Genomic DNA, 25,373 nt, shown 5'->3' on the forward strand with positions numbered 1-25,373 from the left:
CCAACTCCTGGCCCCAAGCTCCCGCTTGCGAGCGTGACGTTCTAGTTTTTCCTGAGCATGCTCAAGGTCACATCCCGTTGCCCGCATTCAAAATGGACGTTCATTGAAACAGGGGGCAGGTATATTTTGACTGGTTAGGGGAAGTAATCTCATCCCCAATCTTTTCGATGCCCAAGAAGGTGTGATGCGCATCAAGCCCCTTGGGCAGGGCACAGAGCAGTTTCTTTTGGAGTGTATCGAGGAGCTTCATCACGTTTCTCAAGTCATCACGAAAGCCCACTTTTAGGCGGGCACAAAGGTAAAACACAGGCTTCAATCATCGGTTATTTGACAAATTGAATCAAGATAAACCCTCACCTTCCGCCTCAAGGTTCGGAACCCGCTTGATGGACTCATCGGGCTTTGTAGAGCAGCGCATCCTGGCCTCTGCATTTCTGGCATAGTCAGAGGTGAACGATACTTGAGACAGAGTTGTGCTTTGGCAGTAGGTACAGCGAACATCACCGGGGGCGTTGACCATCCAGCAGGTTTGGCACTGTGCACCCTGCCCCTCATGCTCAGTAACGGCTCTTTCAATTGTGCGGGCAATGGCCTTTGCGCGACACATGATACGCTGGCGCAGCTCCCCCATGTTTTCACGGTAAACCTTGGCCTCATGGGAGTCGTGTGCCTGTGCAACCTGTTCACTGGTGATCTGACGCCTGGCTTGGGCTTCAAGCTCGCGCAAAAGCTTACCGCTGGCACGCTGCTCGGTCAGCTCCAGTTCACGCAACCTTTGCTTCTCACGCTGCTGCTCTCTTGCCTGGGTCAATTCTGTCAGCGCCCTGCTGACCAATCTGGCTCCCAATCGCGAGTGAAGCCAGCGCCTGTTCTCAGGGTTGTGCAGTACCTCGTGTTCGAATGCCTTGGGATCGACCACAGACTCGATCTTCAGATGTCGCAGATCAATTTCGAAACTGGACTGATCCATGCTACGAAGCACTTGTTGCTTGCGGCCATCGACTTTGTGGGAGACATGAATTTCAATCAGCAGTAGATGTCCTCCAACCGTGTACACGACGTCCGGGACAACACCCTGCATTGTGACTTCACTTTGAGCCTGGTCTGCACTGACCAGTGCGCCTGGGATCGATACCCGCTTCCCGCTGATCAGGTGATTTCCTCCAGCGGTGACGTACTGGTCAAAATCCGGGGTCTGAACAAACATCTTCTCGACAAGAAGCTCTTTGGCTGCGCGATGCAGCGCAGTCTCATATGCCCCTTGGCAGTCGACGGCCTGTGCGTGACGGAAGTGGGGAACATTGCGAACACCCTTATTGGCTGCGATTAGGGGTGATTTACAGCCAGGGCATAAACAGCCGCACGCCAAGCCATTGGGGACATCCATGGCGCGCTTGAGATCGCCGTTGAGCAGCCCAAAGGGAATCTTTGTTGTGTTCATAGGCCGAGGCTCTGCTGGACGGGAATGTTGGTCACCTCAATGCACGATGGTCGTGTTGGCGTGCGCCCCAGGGTGATTCCAACCGCCTTGAAACCGATCTTGGCATAGCCTGCTCGCCTTTTACGCCACATCGAGAGCAGCTGAGGGTGACCTGTGTCGATATAGTCGCGAATGATGACATCGACCTTGGATTCATAGGGGCGATCAAGCCTGCCTGAAACCTGAGCTACGCGACCTCTCCAGGAGATCGGCATGGCCAGCGCCATCATGTCCAGAGGGGGGTGGTCGAAACCCTCCCCTAAGAGGCTGGTGGTGGCGATGATGATATGAGGTGTGCCAGGGGGAAGACCCTCCAGCTGCTCCATTAGTTTTTCTTTCTTCTTCTCCGATTGCCCGCTGCCCAAGAGAAAAAGTGCCTCAACATCCGGCTTCAGCAGTTCAGCCAGTCTTTTGCAGTGGCTTACCCGCTCTGTCAGCAGGATGATCTTTCTGCCTTGGCGGTAAGCATTCAGGACGTCTTCAGCAATTTTCTGTGTGCGCTCCTCACTCTCAGCCAGGAAAGTGAAGATATCCTGGATATCAGCATCATCAGCAAACGGCACCTCGAAGTTTAAGGGTACTGGGACAACCCTTCGGTCTTTAGGGGCGTTTTCGGCTCTTTGCGCAACGTGGCGTATCGGGCCACATTGCATGTAAACAATCGGTTCATCACCCTGACGCTTTTCTGAGTTTGCTGTCATCCCCATAACGTACCTGACATTGGCACTTTGCATGATCGTTTCAAACTGGGCTGAGGTGACATGATGGCACTCATCGGCCATGATTTGCCCGTACTCTGCGATGATCCCCGCCAGGTTTTCTTCAGCATGCAGCGACTTGACCAGGGCTATGTCGATAAAGCCACTGGGCTTGGCATCTTTACCACCAACGGTACCAATCTGATGATCCTTCAGACCCAAGAACTGCTTGAGGCTTTTACGCCATTGGGTTTTTAGGGTTTTGCGGTGCACGATGATCAAGGTGTTGACTTTGCGATGCGCAATGACAGCTGAGCTTAGGACGGTTTTGCCAAATGCCGGTGGCGCGATTAGCGTGCCATCTTCATGCTCGATCATCTTGTTGAATGCTACGGACTGGTCGTCCCGTAGCTTGCCTTTGAAGCTGACCTTGATGGGCGTTCCTTGCGACCTGACATCTTCAACCTTCGCTTCGATCGAGTTTTTAGCCAGCAGATCCATAACCGAGGAGTGGCTGCCGCGAGGAATTCCAAAGTACTGCCGCTCCAGCTCCCATTTCGCGATCAGTCGTGGGATGTCCCATACCGATCGGTTCATCGCCTGGGCCAAATAGAACTGTTTGTTTTTGAATGCCGTCAGCCTGATCAACCTGTTCTTCAAAGCCAATGGCAGGCTGTTTTCGAACCAAAGCATATTGCCTTGCTTGATAGTCACACTCTTTGGCAGCACGCCTGATAGCAAGACCGAGTCTTTTTTCTTGGGTGACCAGGGCTCGTCAACAGGGCTCTCGTCGTCGATATCCTTTGAGAATTCGATGTCTAGGGGGTCGGCGTCACCTACGGCGTTGAAAATGGCCTCCCGAATGTCGTCGACTCGCATTCTTTTGATCGTGTACAGGTAGGCCCACTGATCCCTATAGACCTGGAATTTTTCGTTGACGAATACGCTACAGCCTCGCTCACGAGGCTCATATTGGAATGGCAGGCCAATCAGGTTTCCAAATCCACCATTGGGCATGACATCTTGATTGGGGAATAGCCGGTCATAGGACTTCAGATCCAGTTGCCGATTATTCGAGCAGGCGTGACTGATGATGGCAAAGCCTAGCTGTCGAGCCATCTTGGCTGTCGCTGCTCGATCAAAGAAAATCCAGATATGGGCGCCATTACCTGACTGAGACAGTTCGATTGATGCCGGCACCCCTAGCGCCTTGCAGGACGCATAAAATGCCAAAGCATCTTGCCTGAAATTATCTTTGTCAAAGTCGACAGCCAGGAGGTAGCAGGTGCTGTCAGGCATCAGTGGGAAAAGCCCGATAGCCCCTTTGTTTTCCTGTGTTGTTCCCAATCCTTTCAGATGCCTTGAGATTCGCTCGTCCGTTAAGGCCAGCAAATCCCTATTGCTGCAAGCATCGCAAGGGACTACCTTGATGTTGCACACGCCCTTTTTGAAAAGATTTCCGCATGCTGGGGAGTACCCGCCCCTCTTGCCATCGGGGGATGTCCATCGTGTGGGGTAAACATCGATTCTCCCCCGGAAAACGGATTTGAACAGTTCGCGCTTGTCAGTGATAAACTCCCCTTCAGGCATTGCTGGCCCATCCACCATCACAGGGTGCTCTGCAGCTGTCACCACACCCTCAAGCAGATCAGAAAACCGGGCGCTTTCGATCGATTCCTCTTCATGCCCTTTTTTGAGCTGTTTTTGGGTTGGGCTGGGGCGCTTGACCATGCTTCAAACCCTTATCCTGGTTGGCTGAAGTTTAAATTGAGATGAAGCCGACCTTATCACCTATAGGGTTTTTGGCAACCCTGGGCATTCAACCCTTAACCCCCGATTTAGAGGGCTTGTGCTGGTTACTTGAGCTTTAAGGATCTTGCCAGGTGTCGTGCTGCCCCTCTCATCAAGCGCACTGGAAGCTTGAATTCGACTTATGCGTATATTGACAGGATGGAGAAAGCTCAGTAATATCAGTCGTTTCCGCAAATCCATGTGAGCTTTTTGTGTTCAAATCACAGGCATTGAGTGCCCTATCCCAGATTGTCCATTCGAATATGCCTGAGGCGAACTCGACCATTTTGGCTGTCCAAGTCAAAATTCAAAGCATGGCAAAAATCCAGCATTCTCACCTGAGTGAAGCCGGCGCTGCCGCAGATCGCGAGAGCATACTGCAGGTCAGAGGGGGTTCGAATATCACCTTGTCCTCTCCAAAGCTCTTGCGTAAAAGCTACCCAGACAGCCCGGATACGGTCATGCTGATGCACCACCTGTGGATGTTGATGCGCCGCACCCCCGAGGGCGTTGAGATGTGGCTTCGCCCTCAAACCACCGAATCCATTTTCGAGTTTCAGTGCCCAGATGGCGACTACTTCCACGTGGCCAGTGATCCTGCAAACTGGTTGAGCGCTGCCTGCGAGCTGTCGACCATCGCAATCCAGGACAAAGCTCGCGTGGCCGTGTACGCCAAGAGCCTGGTGGTTCCAGAGCACCACCTGGCCGTCGAGATGGATCAGGAATTCATTGTGGGCGATGTGCTCGATGTCCATTGCAAGATTCGCAACGGCTGCAGCTCCAGCCGCCCAGAGCGCTTGCATGTCTCCAATGTTCACCCAAGTCTGCGCGCTCAACGAGCTGCCTGAGCTGAATAGCTCTGATGTGCGCAAGCCGGAACTATTTTAACGACAGGTTTTCTTTTATTGACCTGAGAAAGAGCTAGCCTCCTGCGCGCTGAGTTGACCCTGCTTCAGGGTGCTGATAGAACATCCTGTCAGCCCGGAGAGCACCCTCATGATCACATCTTCCGATCCACGTGAAATCATCAAGCATTTCGAAGATCTCGTTATGGCCCCTGCGCCGATCCGGAAGAAAATCCAAGACCATAAGCAAAAGTCTTCAAAGCCGGAGCTTAGGAACCCCATCAAGCGCAAAGGGCTTGCATACCAAAGCAGGCAAGCCGATACAGGGAATTCACCTAAGGTAGATGGCGAAGGGCAGGCGGTGAAAGAGCAAGCATTGCACGACATGATCGTTGCTCACCCCTATCTACTCCATACCCCCGAGCTATACGCCGGGGGGCTGTATCTGGATGCCCTTCTTAATAAATACACGCTGCCCTGTCGGCTGACCACGGATTTTACCTACATTACGGTGCAGGGGTCAGTCGTGAAGATCACATTGGTAGAAATTGAAAAGTCTTCCAAAAAGGTCTTTGACAACAAACTCCTCAGTCGCTCTACGTTTCTGTTCGAAGCAGAAGATGCGATCAATCAAGTCAGAAGCTGGCGAGAGCGGATGCGACCTGACTACATGAAGAAAGCCCTGCTCGATAGCATTAAGCCTTTGTTCGAAGGCTACCCGGTTCCAATATTTGGCCAGGATGGGGAACCCTCCAAGCTTGTGAAGATTGAGATTGGCTATGTTCTGGTGGTTGGAAATCAAGGGGGTCACCATCCGGCGCATCAGACAATGATCGATCGGCTTTACCTTGATGAAGGAATTATCTTCATGACCTATCCCATGATGATTGATCAGGTTAAAGCCAATCTTCATCAGAAAAACGTCATCAAGCTCGGGCCTCACGGCATCCAGGCGGTCACCCTGGCCAAGCAAGACGCCCTCGCCCCAATCGCGGAGCCCCTCAACCTGCCAGCCTTGAGTGATGATGACCCGTTTGGTATCAAAGTTGCGGGGCTAGGCTGGCGGCTTAATGCCGGGACATCGAGAGCGTGTGCTCTTCACCCTGGGTCTATAAAAGAGATTTTCTACAGATCTCAAGGTGTATGTGAGAAGCCCGGTTGTGGCAAGCAGGTGGTTCGAGAAGGTCACGTTGATGGGCATTTCAGCCCGATCTACAACGTGGTGGATGATGACAGCGACTGTGAAACCTTCTGGAACACTGATCATGTAGCGCTGACTTGCTCTGAGCATCTCTACCGCATAAACGGTCATGAGCACTATGTATTGGGCAAAGGACACCCTATGAGCCAAGGGCTTGCGCAGCGGTGGCCTTACCGCCCTGATCTGGACATGCAGTCCTTGCGCTTCACAAAGCATTGGCAAGAACGGATGATGGACAGTCTGCCAGGTGTCCTTGATATCAACACGCAAGAGGAGCCAGAGCTTTCTCGATCACTCATTAACTGGGCAAAGGCCGCGAACTCACTTTCTTGGAGGTGTCAGCTCCTGCTAGGTCAAATTGTTGAGGATCATTTCAGAGGTCGCAGGACTTACAGGATCGATAGGGCAGCAAATCTTATTTCTATGCACGCGGGCTTTTTCTACCTACACAAAGCCCGCCTGATCAGGATCAATCGATATGCGCCTAAAGGATTTGAGATAGAGCCTGAGTTTTTCACCCATTCTTTCATTGATCGCATTGAGTTGATCTTCGGTGGTCGAGCCATGATGGCAGTCACCAAGCTTTGCCAGGGGGATGTGGATGGGCTGAGAATCGCATTGAAAAGCGAACGGGACGATGCCCTGCAATCTGGTAGGATTCACCAGCATAAAGGGCATCTTCATCGGTGAAGAAAAACGAAACTGTTCACCTGAAATTCTGGAGCCCTAGGGCTCCAGTTAGGTCGGTTTTTTGTCAGGATGGGTGATTTCCGTTTGGCGTCGGTGCCTGGATCACTTTGTTAGCCAGGCTCAACACTGGTTTGCGATTGGCTTCACAGAAGTGCGTGCGACAGTCACCCATGAGGTCTTCAACCCTTGAGGTGCTGTCACTCCAGGCAAGCTCAGGCTTGCCACGCGACTTGACCAGGTTGTCCAGGTACGTTTCGATCTTGGCGATGCGCTCTTGGTCAACCGTGACGTAACCCACCGGCACCGTGATCGCACTCGCGTTATCGGGTTGGACATGATACTGCACCACCGCCAACTGCCCTGGTATCAGGAAAATCTCCACCTGATTTTGCAGGTCGGCGCCCTTGTAGGCGATGCCACAAGGAATACGGGTGTGAAAGCTCTGCTTCAGAACCGAAAGCTCCTTGACGTCGTCATAGGGCATGATCGCAGTGACGTGCCCCTTGCTTTGGCGGTCTTCAGCCAGGCGGCGTGAGATCTCATTGCAGAAGTCGCTCATGAGAAAGCCATTGGCGCCCCACAGCGGCGCTGAGCTCGACAGCCAGAATGCGCGGTGCACCTCGCCTGCCTTCCAGTCCTTGGATACTTCATCAATCATGCGATCCAGGGTCTTCTTGTTGTTGCGATCGAATATTGGGCCGATCATCGAGCGGGTCGTCGGTGTGCCGTAACCGGTCTTGCGATTGGCATGGTCGAGCAGCCAGTGGTTTAGATCCAGGCCACGGTCGTCGATGTACTGATCCAATACGTGGTCGTCGAACATCTTGCAGTAGCCCAGGATGGTCATGCCCTTCTTGGGACGTGGCAGGCTATTGAGGTAGTCAGAGATCTTTGCTTCCACTCCCATAGACAAAGGACGCTGGCGCCCTCCGCTGGACTTCTCAGCCACCTTCTTGATGACCTCGACATCACCTTCCTTGGTTGGCCTCAGCCAGATTTCCAGGTCAATCGGAATCTGCACAAACTTGCCGGCGCTGCAACCATCAACCTTGTACAGGCGGGTTTTCTTGGTCTCGACTTCTGGGCGGCGTGAGTAGTCCAGAAAAGCTCTGAACTGACTGCCGAAAAGCTCGGTAATCAACTGCGGCGACGGGCTGTGGTTATCGTCCGGGATCGGCAGCTGAGGCAGGCCATGGCGACTACGGTTGTAGGCATTGGACGGCATGATGGACACCGTGAGCGCTTCAAACACAACCGTTTCGGTCTTGACCTCGTACTTGGTCAGGCTTGGAGTCACCTCGGGATTGTCCTTGGTGCGGTCGATCAACATGTTGGTGGGCACCAGCATGCCCTCGTTGTTGTGCGTAACGAGCTTGTTCTTCTCCAGCGTCTCGATGAGCACCTCGCACTCACGCTTGCTGAGTCCGAAGTATTGCTGAACCTCGCCTGGGGTGATCTCACGCAGGGCGATCAGCAATCGACAGGTGAACTCCTCGATCGCAGGCAAGGGGATCTCTTGAGTCCAGGCGCAGTTGATGTGGTAGGTGTACGCCGGGATCAAAAGGGAGATCGTGTTGCACAGCCGCACGCCGCTGGTTTCGATCATTTCGATTTCATCATGCATTTCGTGCGCCCTCAATTACGGTGGTACCGTCGACCAACTCATAGTTTTCATTGCCAGCGGCGGTCTGCTCGCTGATATAGGTCAGTACATCGGCCAGCGATGACTGCTTGTTGGAGGCTTCCCACATGTTCTTGGAGCCAATCACGACCAGGCGATCCTGGGCGCGTGAAAGCGAAACGTTGATCCGGGAAGGCTCAACCAGAAAGCCTTGCTTGCGCTCTGGGTTGTTTCGCACCAGGCACAGGATCACAACACGTCTTTCCTGGCCCTGATAGCTGTCTACTGTTGCGATGTCGCACAGGTCACGCAACGGCGCCATCCACTCAGAACTGGAGAGCACGGATTCGAGCAAGCGCTTCTGAGCGCTGTACATGACGATGATGCCAATGGGAAACGGATGCTTTTCCGACTTGCTGGCGCGCAGATGCTCAAGCGTTGGGGAGGTCGCAATCTGACGCAGCAGGTGCATACATACCGCCAATTCATGACGGTTGATCACTCTGCCGCCGCCAGTATCTTCTTCATAGACCGCACGCTCACCGCTGCCGCTGTCGATCCAGGCGACGGGCTTGTTCATCGGGTACGGCAGTTCAGCGTACCAGGAGGCGGCTTCCTTGCGATGACTCTTGAGCTGGCCACCGTAGAAGCAATGGGAGACGATTTCCCCAATGGGTTCGACCATCCGGTACTGGGTGTCGAGGGTAACGCCATCGTTGGCGATGAAGGCGCGCTCGAAGTCTGTCTTGCGCACCTCAGCTTCATCCACGCCCAGCTTGCGCGATACGTGGCGCAACAGGGACTGCTCGTAGTGCGGCGACAGCTGGCGATGGTCGCCCACCAGCAAGCCACGGCGTGCACACTGAAGCGCGATCATGAGCTCAGAGGCTTGTGCGCGACCGGCCTCATCAACGATTACCCAGTCAAACTCCTGCTCTTCGATGTTGAGCCACTTTGCGCCCATGCCCACCAGAGTGCCGGTGACTAACTGGCTGGATTTGACGAAGAAACGGTCAAAGCTTGCAGAGCCCGACGCCAGGACGTCGATCCAATCCTTGCTGATCGCAATCAGGTGATTGAGGCGCTGGATGGCCAGCTGATTGGTGACGCCGTGATTGGCGGCGATTTGGCGAACCAGCTCGCGCCAGTATTCCGGATCGGTCACTTCCGGCAGCTTGAACTCGTAGCCACGGGTACGGATGTTGTTGTCGACGATCTGGGTGCACTCATCCAGGCTGCGCTTGAACTCATCAATGCGGCCCTGGCGATCCGGACTGTGCTCGCGGCGTTCGGTCAGGTCATTGATGTTGCCCAGCAGCACCGCAATGCGCGACAGCAAAGGGCTGATGCTGCGGTGAAGCTTGGCAATGTCCTCGACGAAGCTCTGATCGAGCATCAAGCGTGATGCCAGTGCGTTGATCCGTTGCTCATACTCACGCTGGAACTTGTGGCGCATCTTGCGCTGGATAGAGCTGGAGTGGCATTGCAGCAGCTTCTCGTCGATCAAGTGCTCTTGGCCCAGGCGAACCAGACTGATCTGGTTGCCCATTTCCTCGCACAGCTCTTTGGCCTTGATTGCCACAGTGTCGACGGACGTATGTGATTGACCCACAAGGAGAATATTGCGCGCCAGATTGTTTTCGAACAGATAGTGTATCAATTTTGATACAAACGCCGTTTTTCCTGTCCCAGGAGGGCCCTGCAACACGCTGATAGGCGACTGGCTGACAACCTTCTGAAAGGCAACGATTTGTTTTGGGTTGAGCTGCTCTTCAGAACCATTGAAGTTGTCATAGCGGGCGCGGATCGACTCTTCGCTCGGCACCTCCTGAACAACCTTGGAGCGTGCAGTGCCCTCCTCATCGAAATAGCCAGGCAAGTTGTGAATGCGTGAGTTGCCCGTCAGCACCCTGTCCATGGCTTTCTGGCGACGGAATCGAGAAGCGTGGTTGCGTTTGGATTCAAAGAACAGCTCGGTGCCCTCTGCCACTTTCTTCTTGAACGAAGAGAGGGATTCGCCTTGGGGTCTGACCGCCAGGGTTTCGTCCCCGGACTCTTCAGGAATGACCCATCCGAACTGGCGAGGCTCATCAGCCAGGTAAATGCCGATCTCCTCGTCTTCATCCGAGGGAAATTCCAGCTCATTGCCGGTCTTGAGCACACAAGGGATCAGCCAGGCGCCCGACTTGCTTTCTTCAATGTCGCCGCTACCCACTTCCACCTTCAGCCGCTGTTCGCCTTCCGAGTCCATCAGGGCTTGCCAGATCTGGTGAGGCTTGACGGTCTGCTCAACTCCCCCTTCAAGCTCTACAGGCTCACTGAGCTCCTGCTCAGCGGGGCCGAACATTTCCTCAAGCAGGTCGAGTACAGCATCCTGCCCCATCAGGAACTCAATGAACGAGTTTGGCTTGCCGGCAGGCATGATTCCGCGTTCGACGCTGATCGGGGTGGTGAAGCTGTGGATGGCACGCTGCGCTGCCTGGGCGTAGTCGTTAAGGCCAGAATCGTTGATCCAGGCAGCCGAAATCCTGCGCTGCTCGGGATTGAGCATGACATTGAGTCGCTTGTAATGCGCGGTGATCACGCAGAACAGCTCTTGCTTGTTCTTGGACGAGATACTGACGTTGAGCTGATACTCAAGGCCTTCGTCCTGCAGCAACATGGCAATGTTAGGCAGGTGTGAGTCCATGTGGATCAAGCGCAAGGGCGCCTGGGCAACCTTGGGCGGCGCATTGACCCGTTCGATATCTGCCTTGAGGCAATTGCGCAACAGCACTAAATCAACGGGAATGCCGTCTGGCTGCCCCGCTGCCGCTTCAAGTTCTGCCCGCAGGTCTGTGGTCACCGCTTCGCCAAAAAGCTCCTCGACCATGCGGTAGACCGCAAACTTGTCCCGACCATAGCTGTCGGCAGACGTCGGATTGATCGGGCCGTATTCAGTGTTGTAGGGCTCGCTGTGCCCACCCCAATCTAACGAGTCGATCAGCACCATCCGTGCTACAGGTTCGTCGCCAGCCTCAGTGGCTTCCGGCTCCGGTCGCACGAGGATGTTTTCCGGATGCAGATCGCCGTGAGGAAATTCACTGCTGTGAATCTGAATCACAAGCTCACAAAGGGCCAGGGCGTTTTGCAGCTTTTCCTCTGTCGTCACCAGAGATTTAGCATGCTCGCTCCAGGTGATGCCCTCTTCATAGCGGGTCAGGATAAACAAGCCGGAGCCTTCCCCAAACAGTCCGTACTGCATCACCTTCGTGATTGGCAGATCTGCCTGAACGGCTTTCTCAATACGGCGGCGCATACGCAGCAGGCGGCGGTTGGCGCTGGGGTTTTTCAAGTCGATGGCCGCTTTCTGCCAGAACTTGAACATACCGCTTTCGCCATTTACCAAGCACCGGTAGGCGATCTTCTCACCAAACAGGGGTGGAGCTTCACCTGGCATGGGTGGAAAGTGGGCCATGAGCGCAAAGGGGCTCAGGTCTCGGCGAATGAAATCGCCCTTGCCCAGCTCTTCGATGACGGTATGAGCGTCGTCATAAGGCTCATCCTTGCCCAGCGAGATAGCGTTGAACTCGGCATGCATTTCGGCAGCGCTTGAAAAGCGATTCTGGTGCTCAAGATCCATGGCCTTGGCAAAAAATGCGTCAAGCTTGCCCTCAAACGGGTCATTGGCCACAGGTTGCCAGATGGCCAACCCGTTTTCTTCGGTCATTTTCTGATCAGGAAAGCAGATCTTGTGAGCGATGATGGCCAGCAGATAAACGTCCTGTGCGAACGGATTGGTGATATCACCTGCCTCGCCATAGACGTCCTCAGGGAGCATTGAGGATGAGCTTTTGATCAACTTGCTCAGATCGCGGACAGTGCCTTTCTCAGGCAGGAACGATGCGTGAAAGCCGCTGGCCAGGATGTAGGAGCTGTCTTCGGCGTACCACAGGTTTTGCGGCTGGATATCACGGTGTGCGGCGCCCATGCTGTGCAGCTCAGCAAACGGCGCCAGCAATGCGCGGACGATATCGAGCTTTTGGTCTTTGCCCCACTTGTGGGCGTTGAGCGCGATGTAGTCACCCAATCGGCGGGTGTTGTTCTTCACCTCATACATGGCCACGCAATCTGAACCGATGTTGTCTTCGTCCGGAGAGTCCAGCGGGCGCAGCATGTAATTTTGCAATGGGCTGTTGGTAGCCGAAGCGGTGCGATAAAGATGGTCTTCGCGGGTGACGATTTTTTGCCAGATGCTGTCTTCGCGATTGACGATGCCCAATACCGTCAAATCCCAGCGTCTGATCATGGCGTGCTGGCCGTGGTACTTCTCGTGCTGCGCGGGATATTCAGAAAAGAGATTGTTCTCGTGCTGGTGATCAGGCACTTCAGATGCCTCAAAGCCCTTGACCTTGAAGGTGGCCAGCTCTACACGACTTCCACGGAAGAAATCGTCGAAGTGCTTGAGGTTGGCTGGATCGTTGGGACGTAGACGACCGACGTCATCGAACTTGATCTTTTGCGGCCCGGTGATGATGGCGTCATAGCCCTCGGACTCGCGAATCTTCATGAATTCGTCAAGGGTGTGAACGAAAGGCTTGTCGCTGACGGGCAGGTGTTCTGGCGTGGCTTCACCACACAGAACGACATGGGCTTCGACGAAGGGGTAATAGCCGAGCTTGTGGCCCATCTCGGTCTTCAGGATATTGACGAGACGGTAACCCTGATCGCGCTTGGTATGGTACGGGCTCTTGGAGCGGTACTTCCCATCGATGTACCAGTTGCCGTCAAAGGAGGTCAGCTTCCCCCTCCAGTTCTTGAGCTCAACAATGATGATGCGGTCATGGGTGACCAGAATGAGGTCGAACTCCATCCCGCCCTGCGAATCACAGATCAATACCGATGCGTAGGCATGCCATGAATTTCGCAGCTCAGCCTCCATGCGAGCTACCGCTTTGGTCTCACTTCCGTGAAGCCCCTTACCCCTGACGACAATCTTCATGCTGCTCCCCTTGCCTATCCTTTTATCCGGGAGCTTCTAGGCATCCCGGTCTCGACACGATCTACTGACGGCCCTGTGGCTCAGACTTGACAGCAGTGCCGCCGAGCCTGGCTGGGGTTTACTGGCTCAACGCTTCTGGTGCTGCGGTCTGATTTTTTTGTTGCACATTTTCTTGAGCGATGTGGCGATGGGTGAAGAACTCGTCGAAATGCTTGAGGTTTTCCGGGCTATTGGGTCTCAGTCGTTTTTCATCGAAACGAACCTGCTGCTCCCCAAGGATCGCCTCATAGCCTTGGGCCTCACGAATTTTTAGGAAATCTTCGAGTCTGTGGGCGCAGCGCTTTTCGCGAGGCGGTAGGTTTTCGGTTGTGGATGTTCCACACAAAAGGACGCGTGCTTCAACGAAGGGGAAGTATCCCAGTGCGTGCTGAAGCTCTTCCTTGAGAATCGCGATAAGCCGAGAGGCGTGGTCTCGCTTGCGGTGAACCGGGCTTCGCCCCCGAATCTGACCGTCGATGTACCAGTTTCCATCATAAGAGGTCAGCTTGCCGTTCCAGTGCTTGACCTCGATCAGCACCACTCGGTCGTGAGTGACCATGACCAGATCCAGCTCCATGGGGCCCTTGGAGTCGCTGATCGTGAATCCCCGGTAGGCGCGCCATGAATCACGCAACTCTTCTTGAAGCCGCCCGAAGGTCTCTTCCTCAACCCTGTGTTGCGCTGCATCGCTGGCGATAATCTTCATCACACCCTCTTCCTTTTGGCAGACCATTTGCTTGCATCAGCTCGACCTGGTTTTACGCATTCCACTTTTAGGTGATTTGCCGGGTTGACCCTCGGGTCGCTCATGCATTCGAGGGTGCGATCCTATCGGAAAATCCCGTAGTGTTAAAGCGCTACTTCTGCCGATCAGAGATATCGCGAAAGCCAGTAGTGACGTGCTCTTCAGCGCTTTTAAATCGGTTAACTTCTATATTGACGAGTCACTCTCTGACTTCAGGTCGTGGTATGATAATCGCAGAAGAATCCATGAGCAGAGATCACGATACCGATGTGCATTTTTGATGATATCAAGGCTTTCCTTGCGAATAATCACAGGGATAATGAAGAAATTGCGTATGAAGTCATGAACAGCGCGCTGGATCCTTTTGCGCGCTCCACGCTGCCGGGTCACATCACGGGGTCTGCTTTCGTGACCGATGTCGTGCAGCGCCGAGCCCTGTTGATCCATCATGCTGCGCTGGGTATCTGGATTCAGCCAGGTGGGCATGTTGACCCTGGTGAATTGCCAGTTCAGGCGGCTCTGCGCGAGACCCTTGAAGAGACTGGGATTGCTGGAGAGCTATTGTCTCCCAAGATATTTGACATCGACATTCACAAGATCCCATCCAACCCGCGCAAGGGTGAGAAAGAACATTATCATATTGATGTTCGCTACCTGATTTCGGCCAGCTGCAGTGATTCTGTGACCATCAGCGAGCAAGAATGCCATGGTTATGAATGGCCGAAACTTGAATCCCTGGCCATTCAGAATGAAAGTGTTGCCCGCATGGCCAGATTGGCTTTGGCGTGGATCGAAGCCAAACAGGCAGCTTGATCCGCATGCCTGGAAATGGGGTGAAGCACTATTTCACCAGCTGAACCCGAGTCACTAGGCTGGGTTGAGCATACCAACGGCTAAATTCGGCTGGGGTTATGATCGCATCACGAGCGCAGTAACCCCTTTGGCACGTTATAGCTCGAAGAGCGTAGCTAAATTGTACTGCCCCGTCACTGGAGAGCAAATTGACTCGGGTATACGATGACAGGAAATAATTGGCCTCTGTGGTGTCCAGCCAATCGGCAGCGCCGAGGTTTTCAGTGCCCGCAATGACAGCTAGGCCGTAGGCTCCTGCGTAGTAGACAAACCCTGCGGTGACAGGCAGTGATCCGTTCCCGGTCATGGAGGTACCGAAAGAGTACACACCGCCAATTTGCCGTCTGTAGCCAACGGCACGGTTGCCATCCAATATGCCGGCAACAATATCAGCATTGAAGGTCTCGACATTTCTTGTCCCGACTAGCTGAGCACTTCCCTGTTGATCTTTCAGTACCTGTCGCTCAGTCGCCGGGCTTCCGTACGCTTGCAGCTCACCAGTATGGCGGTTGACCCTGTTTTTCTGAACGGATCGCTCCTGATCCTGGCTGCATCCTGAGAATGTCTGCGTAAATGTCAGGCCAGTTGGAATTGAGCTCGCTAAGGGAGCTTGTGTCCCGCAGTCGTATAGGCCTCCTGTATTAGCCCAGGCGCTGACGGTAGACTCACTAAGCGCCCACTCTGCGGATCCGCTGATCGGAGCAAGGATTCGTATGATATTTTCTGATGCATGAGCATTGATTGAGGCTGCCGCCATAACTGCGGCCAGCGCCAATGTTCTTAGCATGTCCATCTGTGATGAGTCCTTCGCACATGTTGTCGATTGATTTGGATATATATTGCCATCGAGCAAACCCTTTTGCATCAACCCTATAACCGCGCACTGACTCTCTATCGTTAAAGCAATGCGATAGCGATTACGGCTTATGTCGACTGCCGCTCATAATTATTTCTGACAGAAAGGCTGAGATCTTAAGCATTTTGCACGCAGAAATAACGAGTTTTCCAGGTACTGATAACTGAAGGGCCCATAGGGCCCTCAGTCATTTGATCATGGGATGAAGCAGAGCTTTGCCCATCCTCCAGCAGGATCACCGCCGAATACAGCGCTGCTGCAGGCGTACGATCCTGGCTCAAAGTACTTCTGAAAGTATGCAGATCCACCCTGAAGTCCATATCGAACTGTGGCTGCGGAGGCCAGCGTGAAGGATCCTCCCTCCTTGGCCAGGATCACTGGCGCGGCTTGCGTGCCCAAAGCGCTTCGGGTTAACGATGCGCCGACTGTTTTGCTCTCGATCGAAGCAGCCCCTACGTTTCGAATCGCTTGGGTTTTGCTGTTCAGCTCTCTGGGTTGACTGGTGCGCTGTTGTTCTTGCTGGCAGTCGGTAGCTGTTTGCGAAAAGGTCTGCCCCTGGGCGACCGCGCTTGGAGACGGGCTCCAGTTCGAACAGTTGTAAGCAGCGCCTGAGCTTGCCCAGGCGGACAGCAGGGGGCTAGTAGCAGCCCACGATGAGCTTTCAGCGATAGGCGCTTGCATGCGGATGATGTTGAGAGATGGATCGGCCATGGCGGTACCGACAGACAATGCCAGAACTGCCGCCAGGGCAAGAGAACGCCGAAGTGATGTCATAAAATACTCGAAAATCATTGGGTTATGCGATCAACTCACTATATCTACATGCCATGTATGTGTCCATTTTGACTTCAATATATTGATAAAGCTAATTTCCCTACCGTTTGCTTCGGTGAGGGTTTTGCATGACTATTGTGAATGCATATCGGTCTGATTGCGGAGCACACCCCTAGCGTTTTCGGTGTTGTTTTAATCATTTTGACGTAGGAATGCGGATATGTAATGATTTGTCTTCTATTAAAATGATTTTTCTTGTGAGGCAGGCCATGAGTGAGTTGATGGGATACGCATGGTTGGCTGATCAGTATGAATTGACGCTTGCGCAGCCGCTCACCGTTGTCAGCGGGCTGGGTAATCCTCAAAAGTCGGGCGGTGCTGGGGATGTTACCTACCAGTATTACACCGCCAAGTACCTACCAGAGCCTACCTTGCGCGCTCACCTGACGTTTGCTCTGAAGCGCGAGCCTTTGCACCTTGAGTTGATGGCCAGACTTTTTTCAAAACTGGATCCTGCCGAACTCCTCGCCTGGATCACCAGTGAGCCGACAGGCCAGTACGCCCGCAAAGCCTGCTTCTTCTACGAGTGGCTGACTGACAGGTCTTTGGATCACCCAGGACTTACCCAGTCAAATTATGTGAATGCGCTGGATCCTGACGAATACTTGGTGGCTAGCCAGCCGATCCCCAATGCCCGCTGGCGGATTCGCGACAATTTGCCGGGCGTACCCGACTTCTGCCCTACCGTTCGATTGACCCCCAAGCTAAAGCAGGCGCTTGCCTACGACCCTGCCCTTGAGATCGATCGGCTCGGCGCCGAGTTCGGTGAGGATACGTTGATGCGCAGCTCAGTGTGGCTGTCGCTCAAAGAAAGTCGGTCGAGTTTCGCCATTGAGCATGAGCTTAAAAAGGTCGACCGTATCCAGCGCTTTGCTGCCGTGATGGAGCGCCGCTGCGGCAAGGGATCGGTGCATCTCAATGCCACGGATATCGAAATCCTTCAACGCGAGATCCTGGGTGACTCGGCTCTAAGCTACGGCCTGCGTCAGTCCCCTGTATTTGTGGGTGAAACCACGGGTTATGGGGATTATGTGCACTATCTGGCGCCGCAATGGCATCAGGTGCCGCACATGCTCAGTGGACTCAAACAGTTTGAGCTCAAGACGCAGGGGCAGTCCGCACTGGTGAGAGCTGCTGCCATTTCGTTCGGCTTTGTGTATATCCACCCCATGTCTGATGGCAACGGGCGGGTTTCCCGGTTTCTGATAAATGATGTGCTGCGCCACGATAAGGCGATTCCGGCCCCTTACATCCTTCCGGTTTCCTCCGTATTGCAAAAGCACTCCTTAAGGCCCCGTAACTATGATCAGGTGCTGGAAAGCTTCTCCCGGCCCCTTATGGACTCACTGAGTGGGCAATACCGTTTTGGAAGCAAACAGACTGCCCCTGACGGTACCGAGTACAACCTTCATTTCGATGGCTATGAAGAGACAGCCCCGGCCTGGCGCTATATCGACATGACCGTACACGCCGAGTACATGGCGGATGTGGTGCAGATCACTATCAACGAAGAGATGCGAGCAGAGGCGGACATCCTGCGCTCTCACTACCGGGCTCGCCAGGCTATCAAGGAGGTGCTTGAGGGGCCTGATCGAGATATCGATGCGATCATTCGTTCGGTGCGCCAGAATGAGGGCAAGCTTAGCGGTAAGCTTGCCAAGCAGTATCCACAGCTGGCGGAGCCTGAGGTGTTTCAGGATGTGGTATTGGTTATCGAAACTCACCTGCCGTGGAGCAGTTCTTCCGGTTAAGCCTTGCTGGATTTGGCGATCTGGGATGAGCCAACAACACAAGATTGTTGGATTCCTGGTGCCGTCTTCCTAAGCTGGCGGGCCTCAGGCTGGATCAGCAAGCGCGCCAGCTTGAGCGGCGTGCCGCATGCGATCAATTTTAGGCTTCATGTAAAAGCACATGAACAGTGAAATGAGCAGACCCACCGGCAGTGAGCGACTGAATACGAGCCACCAGTTGCCGGCGAACGCTGAGTCAAAGGGATGGCTCACTGCCGTAACCGCACACGCAATGATCGTTTCAATAAAGCATGCAGTGACCATTGAAGCGATCAGCTTTTTTGCGATTTCTCCGATATCGCCAACGACCTTGTCGACTGCCTTTTCCAGCAGCCCAAGAAAGGCCAGTACAAATGGCAGGACTATCAGGGTAGAAAGGAAGCTGCGGCCCCATCGGGTCATGAAGTCTGGGCCAATGCCAAGGGTTGCCCACGTCATGACGAAGCTCAAGAGCAGTGCAATCGAGGGTAGAAGCACCAGCGGAGGAAGAATGGCGCGTATTGATGGTCTTGAAGATTTCATGGTCATTTGTTCTACGATTGATTAGAGGTCATGGTATTTCAATATGCCATGGGATATTTGATGCCTTTAAGAGCCTGGCATGCGCCCAACTGTCACAGGCAGTACAAGTGCTTATGGGGTTCCGATCTGGGTTAATGCCGCAGTCGCATGCTCCTTGAGCACGTTTTTGAGCAGCTTGATTTCACTGTCAGTAATATCTGCCCAGTTCAGTGCGGCTTGCGTGTAATGCCGTCCGACGTGGAAGATCAGGGCCTGGCCCAGCAGGGTCATGGCTTTCACCTTCACTAGCGGCGATTCTGGCGGCAGTGCGCAAGCGATCGCGACCAGGTTCTGAGCGCAAGCATCGATCTTGTCCGCGACCTTTTCTCGCATCAGTCGGAAGCCGCACTCCAGACCCTGGCCCGTTTGAGACATCGACATGAACAGGCGTTTCGGGTCATCCAGACCCCCGCACGTCAGTAGCCGATCAACGATGGCGCCCTGCAGGTGACAGAACAGTCCGACAGCATTTTCTCTTTCAGATGAGCCGCTCAAGCTGACCTTGATTCGCTCAAGCACGGGATCAAAATATTCGCTGGCTTGTTCGGTGATCTGCTCGACGCAGGCCTTGTACAGCCCCTCCTTGTTCTCGAAGTAGTACTGAAGCGCGGGCGTATTCACTCCGGCCTGGGTAGCGATCTGTCGAGTAGTGGCTGCCTGAAAGCCCTTGGTGGCAAACACATCGATCGCAGCCTCGATGATCCGAGTGCGAGTATCGTCCCCGCACTGGTAGGCTTGACGGTTGGTGCGCCTGATCTTGCTGTCCATCTCGGTCATGAGAAGGCTCCTTCAATTTATGCATAAGTCGATTATATCAGTTGACACAATTATTCCAACAGAGATAATTGTTACAGATCAATAATAAAAATCAGGACATCTCGTGAACTCCCCTACTGCCACCCCAGCTGTCGTCGCACCTGTCAAAAAATCCAAACGCCCCCTTTTGATTGGCGTTTCTATCCTTGCACTTGCTGTTGCAGCAAGCGCTACGGGCTACTGGATGCAGGTAGGTCGCTATCTCCAGAGCACTGACGATGCGTTTCTGAAAGCCGACAGCACCACTATCGCCCCACGGGTATCGGGCTACGTGACCCAAGTGCTGGTCAAAGACAATGAGTACGTCAAGGCCGGAGCTGTGATCACCCAACTCGACGCCAGTCCTTACCAGGCAGCCTTTGAACAGAGCATGGCCAGTGTGGCCTCCAAGCAGGCGGCGGTGGCCAAGATCCAGGCGAGCCTGGTGCAGCAGTCACAGAACATCAAGCAGGCACAGGCACTTGTTCAGTCCGCCAAGGCCGATGCTGACCACGCGAAACACGAATACAACCGTCACCAACCCCTGGTGGCCAAGAACATCGAAAGTGGTGAAAGCCTTGCAGAGCTGAAGAGGACTCGTGACTCCAGCGCCGCCGAGCTTATGGCAGACCAAGCCGCTGCTCAATCAGCACAGCTGCAGGTGGCCGTTCTGCAGGCCGATCTTTCTCAGGCTCAGGCGGATCTGCTTGAGGCTAAGGCCAGTGCAGAACAGGCAAGCATCTCGCTGGCCGATACTCAGATCAAAAGCCCAGTCACGGGGCGTGTGGGCGACAAGAGCGTACGGGTTGGCGCCTATGTCCAGTCCGGTACCCGGATGTTGACCCTGGTGCCGACTGATGAGATCTATGCGGTAGCCAACTTCAAAGAGACCCAGATCGGCAACATGCGAGCGGGTCAGCCAGTCACCGTGCAGGTGGATGCTCTCCCCGACCAACCTCTGCAGGGTGTAGTGGACAGTTTCTCGCCCGGTACCGGATCTGATTTCGCGCTGCTTCCTTCGCAGAATGCCACCGGCAACTTCACCAAGATCGTCCAGCGGGTGCCGGTCAAGATCCGCTTGCAGGTCAATGATGCAGTACAGGCCCGCTTGACCAGTGGCATGTCCATTGATGTCGAAGTGGATACTCGCGATCAGCCCGAGGTCAGCCAGGCGGTAGCAGCACAATGAACAAGACTGGCAAAGCCTCAGTGACTGATTGGGTGGCGGTCGTTGCCGGCTCCCTGGGCGCTTTGATGGCGACCCTCGACATTTCCATCACCAACTCGGCACTTCCCCAGATCCAGGGGGAGATCGGCGCTTCCGGTACGGAAGGCACGTGGATCTCGACCGCTTACCTGCTCGCAGAGATCGTCATGATTCCTCTTGCCGCGTGGCTGTCACGGGTCATGGGGCTGCGTACCTTCCTGCTGAGCATGGCAGTCATGTTCACGATCTTCTCAGTGGCCTGCGGCCTCTCAGAAAGCTTGTCAGGCATGATCCTGGGCAGACTGGGTCAAGGTTTTGCCGGGGGCGCTATGATTCCGACTGCGCAGACCATTATCCGGATGCGCTTGCCCAAGGCGCAGATGCCGATCGGCATGGCGGTGTTTGGTTTGATCATCATCCTGGGGCCGCTGCTGGGGCCTGTTTTGGGAGGGTGGCTGGCTGAGAACGTCAACTGGACGTGGTGCTTCTACATCAACCTACCTGTGGCGGCATTATTGATCACACTGCTCTTGATGGGATTGCCCAAGGACAAGGGTGACCTTAGCCTCTTTGCCAAGGCTGACTGGCTGGGTATCGTAGGCATTTCCATGGCACTGAGCTGCCTGACCGTAGTGCTTGAGGAAGGTCAGCGTGATCGCTGGTTCGAATCAACGATGATCGTTGCTCTGACGGTCTTGATGGCCATCGGATTTATCATGGTTGCAGTTTCCCAGTTCACAGCCGACAAACCGATCATCAAGCTCTCGCTGCTGCGCAACACCAGCTACTCAAGCATCATCTTCACGGTTTTCTTCGTGGGGATGGGGCTGTATTGCGTTTCCTACTTACTGCCGCAGTTTCTGAGCTCGGTGGCAGGCTACAACGCGGAACAAGCCGGCTTTGTCCTGCTCGTCAGCGGCGTGCCGGCGTTCTTGATGATGCCCTTTCTGCCAAAGCTGATTGGGAAGATCGACATACGGCTTCTGGTTGCCCTGGGCCTTCTGTGTTTTGGCATCAGTTGCTTGATGGACAGCGGGCTCACGACAGACAGTGTTGGCTCGGATTTCACCTGGTCTCAACTGATCCGGGGTATCGGTCAGGTGTTGTGCATGATGCCGCTCAACCAAGCGTCGATGGCGTCGGTGGCGCCTGAGGAGGCAGCTGATGCAGCCGGGTTCTACAACATGGCCCGCAACCTGGGCGGCTCTGTAGGCCTTGCACTCATTGGTGTCTTTATCGACCGGCGTAACACGCTTCATACTGATCAGATCGCTCAGACGGTGAGCGAAAACTCAGTGATCGGTAACGAGCAGATTGCTCAGTCAGCAGCCTCGTTTTTAAGCAAAGGCTCGGATGCTGCGTATGCGCAGCTACAGGCGCTTGCCCAACTCACTGGCCAGATCAAGACCCAGGCTACCGTAATGACCTTCAATGAAACGTTCTGGATGCTGGGTGGAGCTTTGCTGATCTGTGTCCCTTTGACCATGCTGCTCAAGAAGCCTGCGCCCGGCACTGATGCTGGTGAGGCCCATTGACCCCTCTGACGCGAGGACAATGCCTCGGCTCTTCATTGGCCAGTTTTGAGGCGAGACCGCTTCGCGGAAGATGACGACTCCCCTACCGGCACACCGGCAACTCACTCCAGCTAGTGGTGTAGCTGGGTGATAGGAGATCACGCCGCACCTTCCATTCAGGATCAACTTTGACCCTGGCCGAATGAATGGCGTTTCTTCCGTAGCGAAGATTGATGGTGTCCATCAGCTCACCTAAGCGGTCGGTAGCCTCATCCTGCTGCTCGGCGAACAAATCTTGGGTGAAGGTGCCTCTCTGATGCAGGTCTGTCAGGAGGATCGCGCATTTTGAATAGGCAAACCCTGGTCGAAACACACTCTCCAGGCCCTGAAGCGCCGCCCTGATAAGCAGGCGCGTGTCATCGGTAGGGTTGACCATCTGCACGGAGATTGAGTTGTAGTAGCGCTGGTGTTGAGGCTCATGCTGACTGGTCTGCACGCTCACTGTCAGGGTTTGGCAGAGCGAGCGTTGACTGCGTAGCCGTTCGGCGGCGGTTGAAGCGTAACTTGCAGCGGCCTCTTGAAGCTTTACCAGGTCGCGAACCCGCACACCGAACATGCAGGACTTCATGATTTCCTTCTTCAGATCAGGCGACTCGTGCATGTTCAAGCACACCTCGCCCATCAGCTCCCTGGCTGTGCGCTCTACATTCACATTGAACGACTTGCGCAACGTTTTGTGATCAAAGGTCGCCAGATCCCACGCTGTCACAATGTTCATGGCGCCAAGTCGAGCTTCAAGCTTACGGCCTACACCCCAGATCTTGGCCACGGGAGCGATCTTGAGCAGTTTGTGCTGACGTACCGGATCGGTGAGGTCAACCACCCCTCCTGTCTGCTTCCACTCTTTGGAGGCCCACTGCGCGAGCTTGGCCAAGGTCTTGGTGGTAGAGATTCCCATGCCGACCGGGACACCCACTTCACGGAGCACGGTTTCCTTCAGAGCCAGGCCATAATCGTGCAATGATTCAGCGTCTGGCATCAATGCCCAGCACTCATCGATGCTGTACTGCTCCAGGTCTTCGACATGAGGGAAGATTGACTGAATCATGCGCCGGGACACATCCGCGTACAGTGTGTAGTTGCTGGAGAACATTTGTACTCCGTGCTGGCGGGCGTAGTCCTTGATCTGGAAAAACGGGGCGCCCATAGGGATGCCTAGCTCTTTGGCCTTCGCATTCCTGGCAATCACGCAACCGTCCCCGTTGCTCAGCACACACACTGGCTTATCCCGAATGTCTGGTCTGAACAGGGCTTCAACCGACGCATAAAACGAGTTGCCGTCGATCAGGGCAATGCGTTTCACGCGAACACCCGTAGATCCCTGACGACACGCTCAACGATACCCCACAATGAAATCGACTCTGTGCTTTCGATGGCCTCGCGCTGGCCAGCAACAGGCTCAATCCAGAAAGTGAAATTCGGCGCCCTGCCCGCGATCTGACAAATGCGGTGATCCTCATCAACGATGATCACGGCAATGGCACCATCGCAAGGCTTAGCGCCACGGTTTACCACTAGCAGATCATCGGGATAGATCGATAAGCCGCTCAGGGCCTCACTGTCGAGCTTCCAGAGGTAGATGTGGGGCGCACCCATCCCCACCATCTCATCAATCGACAGCCCGTGAGCCTCATAGCCTGTAGCTGGCGAGGCAAAGCCGGTGATCTTGACCGCAACGGGTAGCTTGGCCAGCGATTCCAGACGTTTGTTTGAGAAGGGGGCGGGTTTCGACATGATGGCAGTACTGGTGAATGGCTGTATATCTATCCAGTTCTACCCATCACTCGTCAAGTGCAAAGAAGAGAGTCGTCCCTTCCTTCGGGCTGCTTTTGTGCTTTTCAAAGGGCGATAGCCAGTGTTTGCTGGAGCATACGGCAGGGTCGACAGAGCTAACTTTCAGACGAGTGAAAGGGAGAGTTGAAGATGGGCTCTTGCCTCGTCGATGTACTCCTGGGCGGCGTCATCATCGCTGTCACATCCCCGCCCCGCCCCCAGTGCTTGAGCATTGGATTCCCGGAGAGCCTGTTCGCCCGCATTCCCGTCACTCATGGCATCGATCGCTTGCCACACATCAAGGCTTTCCTCGCTGAGGAAGCGGTAAGGGTCGACCACCAGTCCGCAGGAGAAGCTTCTGTCGGTATTCTGAATCAGGGCTTTGCAGTTTTGATCATCACCCAGGGCTTCACCAAGCTCACAGACTTTGGCGATGCAGCACACCCCGCAACCGTTGCAGGGGTCGCCATAGACGGGTTTGTCTAGGCTCACGGAATCGATCAAGTGCCAGTTCATAACGCCTGCCCCTCAGTATGGGTACCGCTGGCGGGCAGACGGTCGCTGTTGTGACAATACCGCTGAATGAGGATCGACATGCCGGCTCCTGACAATGACTTGAACGCAGTGTTCACTTTGGCCCGAGATGCAATCTTCGCCCAAAACGGTTTGGGTCTCAAGGCATGGCTTACCCATGGGCAGCCTTGTTTTGCGCCTGTGTGCTCTCAACGCTTACACTTTGGAGAAGTGGAAATTGGAGGTCTATACAATGACAGACACTTTTGTGGAAATTGATCCTTGTTGCGACGTTTGCCTCGAAGCTGTGAAAGAAGGCACTGGAGCTGGCCAGCTACTGGGCGATTGGCCCGCCGCTGCTGATGGCGCCGTGGAGCGCTACGAGGTAAACCTATGTCGAAGCTGCTTTCTCAAAGTGCTTTCAGGGCTTAGCCGAGACCGCATGCTCACCGGACTCTTCAGCGAAGAGCCAGATGATTTTAGACGTGAGGATTTTGGCCGTCTTGCAGCCGCTGAGTGATTAGTTC

The 25,373-nt window shown here is 54.4% G+C and carries 19 protein-coding genes; 7 read left to right on the top strand and 12 right to left on the bottom strand.

All coding sequences use genetic code 11. The features are described 5' to 3' along the window. Window positions 1-100: 100 nt before the first annotated feature. The 3 genes from IFT57_RS05875 to IFT57_RS05885 all read right to left on the bottom strand — a co-directional run bounded on the left by IFT57_RS05875 (window position 101) and on the right by IFT57_RS05885 (window position 3,909). The gene (locus IFT57_RS05875; protein WP_192092793.1) at window positions 101-250 is read right to left on the bottom strand and encodes a hypothetical protein; all 150 of its coding nucleotides are present in this window, start codon (window positions 248-250) and stop codon (window positions 101-103) included. Window positions 251-340: 90 nt separating this feature from the next. Beyond that, window positions 341-1,441, bottom strand: a complete 1,101-nt coding sequence (locus IFT57_RS05880; protein WP_192092792.1) for a competence protein CoiA family protein — start codon at window positions 1,439-1,441, stop codon at window positions 341-343. Then, window positions 1,438-3,909 (bottom strand): DEAD/DEAH box helicase, encoded by a 2,472-nt coding sequence (locus tag IFT57_RS05885; protein ID WP_192092791.1) that lies wholly within the window; start codon window positions 3,907-3,909, stop codon window positions 1,438-1,440. The genes IFT57_RS05880 and IFT57_RS05885 overlap by 4 nt, the downstream gene beginning before the upstream one ends. Window positions 3,910-4,181: 272 nt before the next feature. On the opposite strand from IFT57_RS05885, the gene IFT57_RS05890 reads away from it, so the two are divergent. Together IFT57_RS05890 and IFT57_RS05895 are read left to right on the top strand one after the other, a co-directional pair. After that, window positions 4,182-4,817 carry a hypothetical protein gene (locus IFT57_RS05890; RefSeq protein ID WP_192150965.1) on the top strand — a complete coding sequence of 212 codons (636 nt, stop codon included), beginning with the start codon at window positions 4,182-4,184 and terminating at the stop codon, window positions 4,815-4,817. A 148-nt stretch (window positions 4,818-4,965) separates the two neighbouring features. Further along, window positions 4,966-6,705, top strand: a complete 1,740-nt coding sequence (locus IFT57_RS05895; RefSeq protein WP_192092789.1) for a hypothetical protein — start codon at window positions 4,966-4,968, stop codon at window positions 6,703-6,705. A 64-nt stretch (window positions 6,706-6,769) separates the two neighbouring features. Here the strand turns inward: IFT57_RS05895 and IFT57_RS05900 are convergent, their stop codons facing one another. The 3 genes from IFT57_RS05900 to IFT57_RS05910 all read right to left on the bottom strand — a co-directional run bounded on the left by IFT57_RS05900 (window position 6,770) and on the right by IFT57_RS05910 (window position 14,052). Next, on the bottom strand, window positions 6,770-8,329 hold the full coding sequence (locus tag IFT57_RS05900) for a hypothetical protein (RefSeq protein ID WP_192092787.1): 1,560 nt from the start codon (window positions 8,327-8,329) through the stop codon (window positions 6,770-6,772). Continuing rightward, entirely contained in the window at window positions 8,322-13,307 is a 4,986-nt protein-coding gene (locus tag IFT57_RS05905) for an AAA domain-containing protein (RefSeq protein ID WP_192092785.1), read from the bottom strand. Before IFT57_RS05905 ends, IFT57_RS05900 begins: the two co-directional genes overlap by 8 nt. A 118-nt stretch (window positions 13,308-13,425) precedes the next feature. After that, window positions 13,426-14,052, bottom strand: coding sequence for a nuclease-related domain-containing protein (locus tag IFT57_RS05910; RefSeq protein ID WP_192092783.1), 627 nt, complete (start codon window positions 14,050-14,052; stop codon window positions 13,426-13,428). A gap of 306 nt (window positions 14,053-14,358) precedes the next feature. Here IFT57_RS05910 and IFT57_RS05915 point away from each other — a divergent pair, with 306 nt between their 5' ends. Next, a complete protein-coding gene (locus tag IFT57_RS05915) occupies window positions 14,359-14,904 on the top strand; it encodes an NUDIX hydrolase (protein WP_192092781.1) in 546 nt (181 codons plus the stop codon). Between the two features lie 1,090 nt (window positions 14,905-15,994). On the opposite strand, the gene IFT57_RS05920 is transcribed toward IFT57_RS05915, so the two are convergent. Continuing rightward, complete coding sequence (locus IFT57_RS05920) at window positions 15,995-16,591, bottom strand: hypothetical protein (RefSeq protein WP_192092779.1); 597 nt, start codon at window positions 16,589-16,591, stop codon at window positions 15,995-15,997. A gap of 251 nt (window positions 16,592-16,842) precedes the next feature. Between IFT57_RS05920 and IFT57_RS05925 the strand changes: the two genes are divergently transcribed. After that, a complete protein-coding gene (locus IFT57_RS05925) occupies window positions 16,843-18,384 on the top strand; it encodes a Fic family protein (RefSeq protein ID WP_192092777.1) in 1,542 nt (513 codons plus the stop codon). Window positions 18,385-18,468: 84 nt separating this feature from the next. Here the strand turns inward: IFT57_RS05925 and IFT57_RS05930 are convergent, their stop codons facing one another. After that, window positions 18,469-18,951 (bottom strand): DUF2798 domain-containing protein, encoded by a 483-nt coding sequence (locus tag IFT57_RS05930; RefSeq protein ID WP_122531344.1) that lies wholly within the window; start codon window positions 18,949-18,951, stop codon window positions 18,469-18,471. Window positions 18,952-19,056: 105 nt separating this feature from the next. Next, entirely contained in the window at window positions 19,057-19,761 is a 705-nt protein-coding gene (locus tag IFT57_RS05935; RefSeq protein ID WP_122531343.1) for a CerR family C-terminal domain-containing protein, read from the bottom strand. Window positions 19,762-19,984: 223 nt separating this feature from the next. Between IFT57_RS05935 and IFT57_RS05940 the strand changes: the two genes are divergently transcribed. Next, window positions 19,985-20,968 (top strand): HlyD family efflux transporter periplasmic adaptor subunit, encoded by a 984-nt coding sequence (locus IFT57_RS05940; RefSeq protein WP_192150967.1) that lies wholly within the window; start codon window positions 19,985-19,987, stop codon window positions 20,966-20,968. Then, a complete protein-coding gene (locus IFT57_RS05945; protein WP_192092775.1) occupies window positions 20,965-22,521 on the top strand; it encodes a DHA2 family efflux MFS transporter permease subunit in 1,557 nt (518 codons plus the stop codon). The genes IFT57_RS05940 and IFT57_RS05945 overlap by 4 nt, the downstream gene beginning before the upstream one ends. A gap of 82 nt (window positions 22,522-22,603) precedes the next feature. Here IFT57_RS05945 and IFT57_RS05950 read toward each other — a convergent pair whose 3' ends face one another. The 3 genes from IFT57_RS05950 to IFT57_RS05960 all read right to left on the bottom strand — a co-directional run bounded on the left by IFT57_RS05950 (window position 22,604) and on the right by IFT57_RS05960 (window position 24,849). Then, window positions 22,604-23,863 (bottom strand): translesion error-prone DNA polymerase V subunit UmuC, encoded by a 1,260-nt coding sequence (locus IFT57_RS05950; RefSeq protein ID WP_192092773.1) that lies wholly within the window; start codon window positions 23,861-23,863, stop codon window positions 22,604-22,606. Further along, the gene (locus tag IFT57_RS05955) at window positions 23,860-24,294 is read right to left on the bottom strand and encodes a peptidase S24/S26 domain-containing protein (protein ID WP_192092771.1); all 435 of its coding nucleotides are present in this window, start codon (window positions 24,292-24,294) and stop codon (window positions 23,860-23,862) included. The genes IFT57_RS05950 and IFT57_RS05955 overlap by 4 nt, the downstream gene beginning before the upstream one ends. Window positions 24,295-24,456: 162 nt before the next feature. Next, a complete protein-coding gene (locus IFT57_RS05960; RefSeq protein ID WP_122531338.1) occupies window positions 24,457-24,849 on the bottom strand; it encodes a hypothetical protein in 393 nt (130 codons plus the stop codon). Window positions 24,850-25,024: 175 nt separating this feature from the next. Here IFT57_RS05960 and IFT57_RS05965 point away from each other — a divergent pair, with 175 nt between their 5' ends. Continuing rightward, window positions 25,025-25,366, top strand: a complete 342-nt coding sequence (locus tag IFT57_RS05965; protein WP_244656716.1) for a hypothetical protein — start codon at window positions 25,025-25,027, stop codon at window positions 25,364-25,366. Window positions 25,367-25,373: the final 7 nt, after the last annotated feature.

Source organism: Pseudomonas sp. CFBP 13719 (genome assembly GCF_014842095.1).
Classification (GTDB): Bacteria; Pseudomonadota; Gammaproteobacteria; order Pseudomonadales; family Pseudomonadaceae; genus Aquipseudomonas.

What these genes read in the sequence shown, in the direction of transcription:
- IFT57_RS05900 (WP_192092787.1), bottom strand. Translation starts at nt 8,329, where the DNA reads ATGCATGATGAAATCGAAATGATCGAAACCAGCGGCGTGCGGCTGTGC.
- IFT57_RS05940 (WP_192150967.1), top strand. Translation starts at nt 19,985, where the DNA reads ATGCAGGTAGGTCGCTATCTCCAGAGCACTGACGATGCGTTTCTGAAA.
- IFT57_RS05955 (WP_192092771.1), bottom strand. Translation starts at nt 24,294, where the DNA reads ATGTCGAAACCCGCCCCCTTCTCAAACAAACGTCTGGAATCGCTGGCC.
- IFT57_RS05965 (WP_244656716.1), top strand. Translation starts at nt 25,025, where the DNA reads ATGGGCAGCCTTGTTTTGCGCCTGTGTGCTCTCAACGCTTACACTTTG.
- IFT57_RS05960 (WP_122531338.1), bottom strand. Translation starts at nt 24,849, where the DNA reads ATGAACTGGCACTTGATCGATTCCGTGAGCCTAGACAAACCCGTCTAT.
- IFT57_RS05915 (WP_192092781.1), top strand. Translation starts at nt 14,359, where the DNA reads ATGTGCATTTTTGATGATATCAAGGCTTTCCTTGCGAATAATCACAGG.
- IFT57_RS05880 (WP_192092792.1), bottom strand. Translation starts at nt 1,441, where the DNA reads ATGAACACAACAAAGATTCCCTTTGGGCTGCTCAACGGCGATCTCAAG.
- IFT57_RS05930 (WP_122531344.1), bottom strand. Translation starts at nt 18,951, where the DNA reads ATGACCATGAAATCTTCAAGACCATCAATACGCGCCATTCTTCCTCCG.
- IFT57_RS05920 (WP_192092779.1), bottom strand. Translation starts at nt 16,591, where the DNA reads ATGATTTTCGAGTATTTTATGACATCACTTCGGCGTTCTCTTGCCCTG.
- IFT57_RS05875 (WP_192092793.1), bottom strand. Translation starts at nt 250, where the DNA reads ATGAAGCTCCTCGATACACTCCAAAAGAAACTGCTCTGTGCCCTGCCC.
- IFT57_RS05935 (WP_122531343.1), bottom strand. Translation starts at nt 19,761, where the DNA reads ATGACCGAGATGGACAGCAAGATCAGGCGCACCAACCGTCAAGCCTAC.
- IFT57_RS05905 (WP_192092785.1), bottom strand. Translation starts at nt 13,307, where the DNA reads ATGAAGATTGTCGTCAGGGGTAAGGGGCTTCACGGAAGTGAGACCAAA.
- IFT57_RS05895 (WP_192092789.1), top strand. Translation starts at nt 4,966, where the DNA reads ATGATCACATCTTCCGATCCACGTGAAATCATCAAGCATTTCGAAGAT.
- IFT57_RS05945 (WP_192092775.1), top strand. Translation starts at nt 20,965, where the DNA reads ATGAACAAGACTGGCAAAGCCTCAGTGACTGATTGGGTGGCGGTCGTT.
- IFT57_RS05925 (WP_192092777.1), top strand. Translation starts at nt 16,843, where the DNA reads ATGAGTGAGTTGATGGGATACGCATGGTTGGCTGATCAGTATGAATTG.
- IFT57_RS05910 (WP_192092783.1), bottom strand. Translation starts at nt 14,052, where the DNA reads ATGAAGATTATCGCCAGCGATGCAGCGCAACACAGGGTTGAGGAAGAG.
- IFT57_RS05885 (WP_192092791.1), bottom strand. Translation starts at nt 3,909, where the DNA reads ATGGTCAAGCGCCCCAGCCCAACCCAAAAACAGCTCAAAAAAGGGCAT.